Here is an 8,161-nt window from a genome sequence, read left to right on the forward strand (position 1 = left end):
AACAGCAAATCCCGACAGCTACACCGTCCCCCACGACACACCTCTCTACGGATTTCCATCAGTCTTAGACAACGACAGCGACGCCAACAAAGACAAGTTGACCCCCGCTTTAGTCAAAGACCCGACTAACGGTACGATCATATTTAATCCAGACGGCACATTCAATTACACTCCTAACCCTGGCTTTGTAGGCCTTGATACCTTCACCTACAGCGTTAGCGACGGGGCCGCCACTGTCCCCGCTACGGTGAATATCAACGTTACTAACACTCCGCCAACAGCAAATCCCGACAGCTACAGCGTGGCGCACGACACAGTGCTCAGTGTCTCTAGTGTCTCTGTGCAGCCCGGAGTCTTAAGCAACGACACCGACGCAGATTCGGACACGCTGAGTGCAACTTTAGTCACAGGCCCAACCAAAGGTAAGATCGTTTTCAACGCCGACGGCACATTCAATTACACTCCTAACCCTGGCTTTGTAGGCCTTGATACCTTCACCTACAGCGTTAGCGACGGGGCCGCCACTGTCCCCGCTACGGTGAATATCAACGTTACTAACAGTCCGCCAACAGCCAATCCCGACCTCTACAAGGTCAGTGCGGGAAAAACCCTCACCGTAACAGTGCCGGGAGTTTTAGGCAACGACTCCGACGCAGATTTAGACACGCTGACTGCTGCGGTGGCCGCAAATCCGACGAAAGGGTCGATCGCCCTCAACAAAGACGGTTCTTTCACTTATACTCCTAACGCTGGCTTTTCTGGAACAGACACATTTACCTACACAGTCAGCGACGGAATAGTTAGCTCGGAACCGGCTACCGTGACTGTCAGCGTCAACAATAACCCGCCTGTGGCGAATTCTGACAGCTATACTACTGCTTTTAATACGAGTCTCAACGTGACTGGTTTGGGAGTCTTAATCAACGATACAGACCCGGAAAAGGACCCGCTGACGGCGATTCTGGTGACAAATCCGGCTACAGGGTCGATCGCCCTCAACGCTAATGGTTCTTTCACTTATACTCCGAATCCTGGTTTTGAAGGGACAGACTCTTTTACCTACAAAGCTAACGACGGGAAAGCTGATTCTGCGATCGTCACGGGAAGCATTGTTGTAAATACCCCTCCAACTCCGACTCCCACGGAAACTCCCACTCCCACGGAAACTCCCACTCCCACGGAAACTCCCACTCCCACGGAAACTCCAACTCCCACGGAAACTCCAACTCCCACGGAAACTCCAACTCCCACGGGAACTCCGACTCCCACGGAAACTCCAACCCCAACCGGAACTCCGACTCCCACGGGAACTCCGACTCCAGCCGGAACTCCGACTCCAACCGGAACTCCGACTCCAACCGGAACTCCAACTCCCACGGGAACTCCAACTCCGACTCCAACCGGAACTCCGACTCCCACGGAAACTCCGACTCCAACCGGAACTCCGACTCCAACCGGAACTCCGACTCCCACGGGAACTCCCACTCCGACTCCAACCGGAACTCCGACTCCCACGGGAACTCCCACTCCAACCGGAACTCCGACTCCAACCGGAACTCCCACTCCGACTCCAACGGGAACTCCCACTCCAACCGGAACTCCAACCCCCACGGGAACTCCGACTCCCACGGAAACTCCCACTCCAACCGGAACTCCAACCCCCACGGGAACTCCGACTCCAACCGGAACTCCAACCCCCACGGGAACTCCGACTCCAACCGGAACTCCGACTCCAACCGGAACTCCAACTCCGACTCCAACCGGAACTCCGACTCCAACCGGAACTCCGACTCCAACTCCGACTCCAACCGGAACTCCGACTCCAACCGGAACTCCGACTCCAACCCCAACTCCCACGGAAACTCCAACTCCCACGGGAACTCCGACTCCGACTCCCACGGAAACTCCAACTCCAACCGGAACTCCAACTCCAACCGGAACTCCGACTCCCACGGGAACTCCAACTCCCACGGAAACTCCAACTCCAACCGGAACTCCGACTCCAACCGGAACTCCAACTCCCACGGAAACTCCAACTCCCACGGAAACTCCGACTCCAACCGGAACTCCAACTCCCACGGAAACTCCAACTCCCACGGAAACTCCGACTCCCACGGGAACTCCAACTCCAACCGGAACTCCAACTCCCACGGGAACTCCAACTCCCACCGGAATTCCTGTTGACTCTGACAGCGTTCAAGGGGGCGATACCGATTGCATTTGCGAACAGATTACCCTACCCGCGATCGGTTCGATTCCGGGCCCGAATTCTGTCGATCGCACTTTCAATGGCACTGACGGCAACGACTTCCTCATCGGCAGCAATCTCAACGACGTTATCAGCGGTTTCAACGGCGACGACGTTCTGCTGGGCGAAAAAGGCAACGACAATATTTACGGGGCACTGCCCACCAATATCCCCCTTGGCCCGAATGCAGACAAAGACTTGCTGTTTGGCGGCAATGGCAATGATTACCTCAACGGCGCCGGCAGCGACGATGGCATTTTCGGGGGTAAGGGCGATGATGTGGCCATCGGCGGCAAAGACGATGACTTGATTGGGGGCGAGAAGGGCAATGACACTCTGGTTGGGGCTCAGGGTAACGACAGCTTGTTTGGAGGCAGTTTTGACCCGTCTAGCCTTGACTCGACTGGACGCGATTTGCTCTTTGGCGGTGCTGGCAACGACTTCTTGAACGGGGGAGATGCTGCGGATACTCTAAGCGGCGAAGAGGGCAACGATACTGTTTACGGCGGCAAGGGCAATGACGTTGTGGTGGGGGGTACTGGCAACGATCTGCTGTTGGGCGATCGCGGCAGTGATAGCATTTGTGGCGACGATGGGGACGATACTATTTTCGGAGACAGTGCGATCGACTTTAACGGCGAGCCTGATTCCCTGTGCGGTGGTGCTGGCAATGATTTGATGTTGGGCAACGGCGGTAGTGACAAGCTATGCGGCGAGGATGGTAACGATACTCTCTATGGCGGTAAAGGCGACGATTGTCTGATTGGCGGTTTGGGCAATGATATTCTCAGCGGCGGCATTGGGCGCGATCGCTTTGTTTTAACAGCAGGTGAAGGCAGCGATATAATTACTGATTTCACAAAAGGTGAAGATTTGCTCGTGTTAGCGGGTGGTCTAACTTTTGGTCAACTTAGTATTACCCAAAACGCTAATGCAGCTTTCATCAGGATTGGTCAGAATGGTCAATTGTTGGCTGCTTTAAATGGAGTGCAAGCTAGTGCGATAGGTGTGAATGATTTTACCATCTTCGGGTAAGCACTACATAATCCGCCCTGTCTGGCGTGAGTGCCGAGCCTGGTCGAGCGAAGTCCTTCAAATGCTTGCAATCTCGTAGTTTGTAGCTGCGCGCTGCCCTCAAACACTGTATTGGTGCGATCGGCTTTACCCGATCCTACCGACGGGCGATCGGCAATCAACCTAGTTTATTGCCGATCGTCTGTTAACAGAAAAAGATTTAACGATCGCAGGTTTCGAGATTTCAAGCGTTTGAGAGCGTTCTTCACCACGAAGATTCTCTCTGGTATTGCACCAGTTTCTCGTTTCCGGGCTCGGCTTTGTATTTAAACCGGAACCAAAGTCGGTTCCAAAGTTGCCACTAATTTTAGATTGTACTCATCTTCAAAACACGGTTTTTTGTAATCCAAACTCCAGAGTTCCAGAGCGCAATTGTCTTCGGGATTGAGCGGTTGCAGCCGCAAATGAAACTCTCGAACTTCCGGGCGGTGTTCGCATTTAAAATCAGAAATTGCGCCAATCTGCCGCCTGTCCAAAGCCACAGCCAACCGCAGAAAAGGATGCAATTTACTGACGAGTTCCCGGTATTTTTTCGGAAGAATTACAAAATTATCGTGCTTTTTTTTCGGAGGATTTTTCCGGTGATAGCGAGCTAAGTTCGCAATTACTTCAATCTCTGTTTCAGTGTATCCTAATAACTCACCGTTGCGAATTAAATAGTAAGAATGCTTGTGGTGCGCTGAATGACTGACGTACAAACCGCAGTTGTGCAGAATCGCGGCAGCCCACAGCAACTCGCGTTCTTCGGTTCCCCAATAGTGTAGAATTCCTTGAGTTTGGTCGAAGAAATTGAGCGCAAATGCTGCGGTTCTTTCGCTTTGTTCTAAATTGACTTGATATTTCTCAGCCATGTGCAGAATGCTGCGCTGGCGGATTGAACCTTGATAGCGCAAGCGGTTCTCAATTAAACCGTGTGCCAGCATCCAGTCAACAATTACGCCTTCTCTCAGAGAGCGATCGCACACAGTCAGGGATTCAATTCCTAATAGTGTCATCGCTTCCTGCAAAATCATAGATCCTGCTAGAATAATTTCCGCCCGCTTGTCTGACATTCCCGGTATTGCCAACCTTTCGGCATAAGAAAGTTTGCGAAAGCGATTGACTAAATCGCGTAAATCTTTTAAACTTAACTGATATCCGGCTAGGGGATTCGGCACTGTTCCCAACTTTTCGCGAGCGTTAATGGCAGCCAGAGTTTCGATGGTTCCAGCAGTGCCAATCAAGCGCAAAGGTTCGCCCGCATTGAAGTGAGAGCGCAATTCGTCGATCGGTCTTTCCAGCGAAATCCGAATATAAGCTTGCAAATAAGCAAACTCCTCCCTGCTAATCGGGTCAGTTTTGACAAATTGTCCTGTTAAGCGAACAGCACCAATTTTTGTACTGGTGAGACAGCGAGGCTCAGAACTGTCTCCTAAAATCAACTCCGTAGAACCCCCCCCAATATCAATAATTACCTGCGACTGATTGTTAAATTCCATACCCGAAAGAACACCGAGATAAATTCTCCGCGCTTCTTCTTGACCAGAAATTAAACTCACATCTAGGTCTAATTCTGCAGCAACTTGTTTGAGAAAATCCCGCCCGTTAGGAGCTTCCCGAACCGCACTCGTAGCAACAGCGATAATTTGTTCAGCATTGAAAGTTTTAGCAATATCTTGAAAACGGCGCAGAGTGGCGATCGCCCTTTCCATAACCTCGGGCTTCAAGCAGCCTGTCTTAACCTCACAATCGCCCAACCGAACCGTATCTTTTTCTCTAGCAATAATCGTAAACGCGGGCAATTTCGGATCGATCCGCGCCACCACCATGTGAAATGAGTTAGTACCCATATCAATAGCAGCAATAATGCGATTTGACTCCGCAGAAGCAAGTGAATTAACCATTGGAGTATCGGGGTTGACAGATATTTATGATTATTTCACGAATCCAGTTAGGCATTCTATTAAATTAGCAAAAATCGGGAACTGCTGACTGGGCAAGACTTTCACCTGTTTTAAATTCCGATAGAAGTATGCTCGCCAGCAGAGATAGTAAGTGATTGTGCCTAAAATTTGATAAAATCTAGAGTTAAAAATATCAAATCTAGAATTGAAATGCTGAAAGAGCCCGATCGCCAACCCGAATCCACATTGCTAACCGTCGTGAGGCTTTTGAGATGGGACAAACCAGCAGGAAGGCTCATTTTAATGATTCCAGCCCTCTGGGCCGTCTTTTTAGCAGCAGACGGGAGGCCACCCGCAGCATTGGTGGGCGTGATTGTGTTGGGAACCCTAGCCACGAGTGCGGCTGGATGCGTCATCAACGACTTATGGGATCGCGATATCGATCCCGAAGTAGAAAGAACGCGATCGCGCCCGCTAGCATCCCGCGCCCTCACGGTGCAAACTGGAATAGGAGTTGCATTAATTTCCTTTGCTTGTGCGGCAATTCTCGCTTTTTATCTCAATCCTTTAAGTTTCTGGCTGTGCGTGGCCGCCGTACCAGTAATTATCTGCTATCCGCTGGCAAAAAGATTCTTTCCAGTGCCGCAATTAGTGTTATCAATTGCTTGGGGTTTTGCCGTTTTAATTAGTTGGAGCGCCGCCGTTGACGAATTAGAATTAGCGACTTGGCTGCTGTGGGGTGCAGTCGTGTTTTGGACGATGGGATTTGATACAGTTTATGCGATGAGCGATCGGGAAGACGATTTGCGTTTGGGGGTGAATTCCAGCGCGATATTTTTCGGGGATAATGCCGCTAATGCTGTGGGTTTTTTCTTTGTTGGTACTGTCGGTTTGTTAGCGGCGATGGGGATTAATTTACACTTGCACATTGGTTTTTGGTTGGCAATTATTGCGGCGGCGATTTTGTGGTTTTTGCAGTACAGTCAACTGCGGAATGCGGATATTCCTAAGCTTGTTTACGGTCAAATCTTTCGCCAAAATGTTTGGGTGGGGTTTGTCATATTGGCGGGGATGATTGTTGGGGAGATTTTTTAATAGATATCTCCAATAATTATTGTGGAACAGGCATCTTGCCTGTTCAAAAAGTAATATTAGTAATTATTGTCAGGTGGAAAAACGCCAAATCTTAATAGTTCTGTCTCGGCTACCACTGATGAGAGTTTCTCCGTCAGGACTCAAGGCAAGGCAATAAACAGTGTCTGAATGTCCTAGAGTGTGAATCGCTTCTCCGGTAAATAAATCCCAAATTCTAATAGTGCGATCGGCACTACCGCTGGCGAGATATTTCCCATCAGGACTAAAGGCAACAGCGTGAACATCATCCGTATGTCCTGTCAAGTTGCTTTTGAGTTCTCCACTGCTTAAACGCCACAGTTTAATCGGTTGCTTGACACCGCCACTGGCGAGAGTTTGTCCATCGTGACTGAAGGTGACACTATAAACAATGTTGTCGCTAAAGAAAGAACGAGGCCAACCAATAGGGCCGTCACCAGGGCCGTTTAAATTGCGGATTTCTCTGCCTGTGTTAAGATTCCAAAGCTTGATATTGCTATCGAAACTTCCACTAGCCATTATATTGCCGTCGGGAGCGATCGCAACGTCGTGAACTGCCCAAACATGACCTCTGAGAGTGTGTCGCAATTCCCCGGTTTCCAGGTTCCAAACTTTTACGGTACTGTCAGCGTGGTGTCCGCTGACTAAAGTTTTGCCATTAGGAGTTAGGGCGATTGACCATACAGAAAGAACCACCCAATCATCGCCTTTGAGAGTGCGTTTTAGTTGCCAGCTTTGAGTATCCCACAATTTAATAGTACCGTCGGGATTGGCGCTGCTACTGGCAAGAGTTTTTCCGTCGCTGCTGAAAGTAACGCAAGTCACGCCGCCAGAATGTTCCGTGAGATTTTCCAGGAGTTCTCCTGTTGTCAGGTTCCATACTTTAATCGTTTGATCTAGACTGCAACTAGCGAAAATTTGACCGTCTGGGTGAATAGCGACTGATTTAATAATGTCTGAATGATCTGTGAGAGTATGTTCGGTTTTCCAAGTTTTTTTAACTTCCTGAAATCCATCTTGGAATTTTGCTTCTGTTTTACTGAAAAAACATTGCCAATTCGGAGGTTCTACAGCGGGATTTTGGCAAATTATGGGCAACCAAGTCGCCCCCGGAAATTCCTTGTCTAGACCTTCTGTATCCAAACGTTCCCGTGCTTTTCGTGCTGCTAAATATAAAGTTTCTCCACTTGAGTACGCCGTCAGAAAATATTTCAAAAACTCTTGAGCAATCCGATCGGGTACAGGTTCCCGCATCACAATAACTAGCGGAATGTGCAAATCAGCTAAATTTTCTGCTAACTTCAAACCATCACAGGAATTAAAAATAGCCAACTGCAAGCCGTTTTTTATAGCGCAGCGCAAACCGTGCTTCAAATCTAGCAGGGTGAGTGTTTCATCGGAATTGATAGCAAGATTGCCACTGTTACTATCACTCCAACTGTGACCAGCAAAAAATAAGATATCCCAGTTTTGCTCCCAAAGGCTATCGCTTAATTGTTTCCGTCGAGGTTCGGGAAGAAAAAGTGGTTCTGTCTTAGGTAAACTTTTGAGAAACTTCTGATCGACTTGAACATCAATTCCTTGGCTACAACCCAAAATTGATAATATTTTTATGTTAGACTTTCCTCTTGACGCTGTAACAATTCTGGGAATTTCTGTATTTTCCGGGGGGCTGAGGACAATTTCAGAATTGGTGTATGTATCCGCAAATAAATCCCATTCCTGCCAAGGAATTTTTTTCAGAAACTCATCTTTGGTTTGAATGAATGTAAGGATTCAGGTCTGAAATTCGGGAATGAGGTCAGGCATAGGAAAGTAGTCACAAGAATGGGCAGAAAGAGCC

The 8,161-nt window shown here is 49.0% G+C and carries 5 protein-coding genes; 3 read left to right on the top strand and 2 right to left on the bottom strand.

The window, feature by feature from the left end:
• Together QUB35_RS28305 and QUB35_RS28310 are read left to right on the top strand one after the other, a co-directional pair.
• Positions 1 to 3,283: Ig-like domain-containing protein (locus QUB35_RS28305; RefSeq protein ID WP_333144965.1), on the top strand; the 3,283-nt coding region annotated here is incomplete at its 5' end.
• 30 nt (positions 3,284 to 3,313) lie between these two features.
• A complete protein-coding gene (locus QUB35_RS28310) occupies positions 3,314 to 3,592 on the top strand; it encodes a hypothetical protein (RefSeq protein ID WP_333144966.1) in 279 nt (92 codons plus the stop codon).
• Here QUB35_RS28310 and QUB35_RS28315 read toward each other — a convergent pair.
• Positions 3,589 to 5,205: a Ppx/GppA phosphatase family protein gene (locus QUB35_RS28315; protein ID WP_333144967.1), complete on the bottom strand. Its 1,617-nt coding sequence runs from the start codon at positions 5,203 to 5,205 to the stop codon at positions 3,589 to 3,591. The two genes, QUB35_RS28310 and QUB35_RS28315, sit on opposite strands and share 4 nt — an antisense overlap.
• 210 nt (positions 5,206 to 5,415) lie before the next feature.
• Here QUB35_RS28315 and QUB35_RS28320 point away from each other — a divergent pair, with 210 nt between their 5' ends.
• On the top strand, positions 5,416 to 6,300 hold the full coding sequence (locus QUB35_RS28320) for a 4-hydroxybenzoate solanesyltransferase (protein ID WP_333144968.1): 885 nt from the start codon (positions 5,416 to 5,418) through the stop codon (positions 6,298 to 6,300).
• A gap of 69 nt (positions 6,301 to 6,369) precedes the next feature.
• Here the strand turns inward: QUB35_RS28320 and QUB35_RS28325 are convergent, their stop codons facing one another.
• Entirely contained in the window at positions 6,370 to 7,914 is a 1,545-nt protein-coding gene (locus QUB35_RS28325; RefSeq protein ID WP_333144969.1) for a WD40 domain-containing protein, read from the bottom strand.
• Positions 7,915 to 8,161 lie beyond the last annotated feature (247 nt).

The organism is Microcoleus sp. B13-B6 (assembly GCF_036705405.1).
GTDB lineage: Bacteria > Cyanobacteriota > Cyanobacteriia > Cyanobacteriales > Microcoleaceae > Microcoleus.

Coding starts and splice junctions, on each gene's coding strand:
- QUB35_RS28315 (WP_333144967.1), bottom strand. CDS start 5,205: ATGGTTAATTCACTTGCTTCTGCGGAGTCAAATCGCATTATTGCTGCT.
- QUB35_RS28320 (WP_333144968.1), top strand. CDS start 5,416: ATGCTGAAAGAGCCCGATCGCCAACCCGAATCCACATTGCTAACCGTC.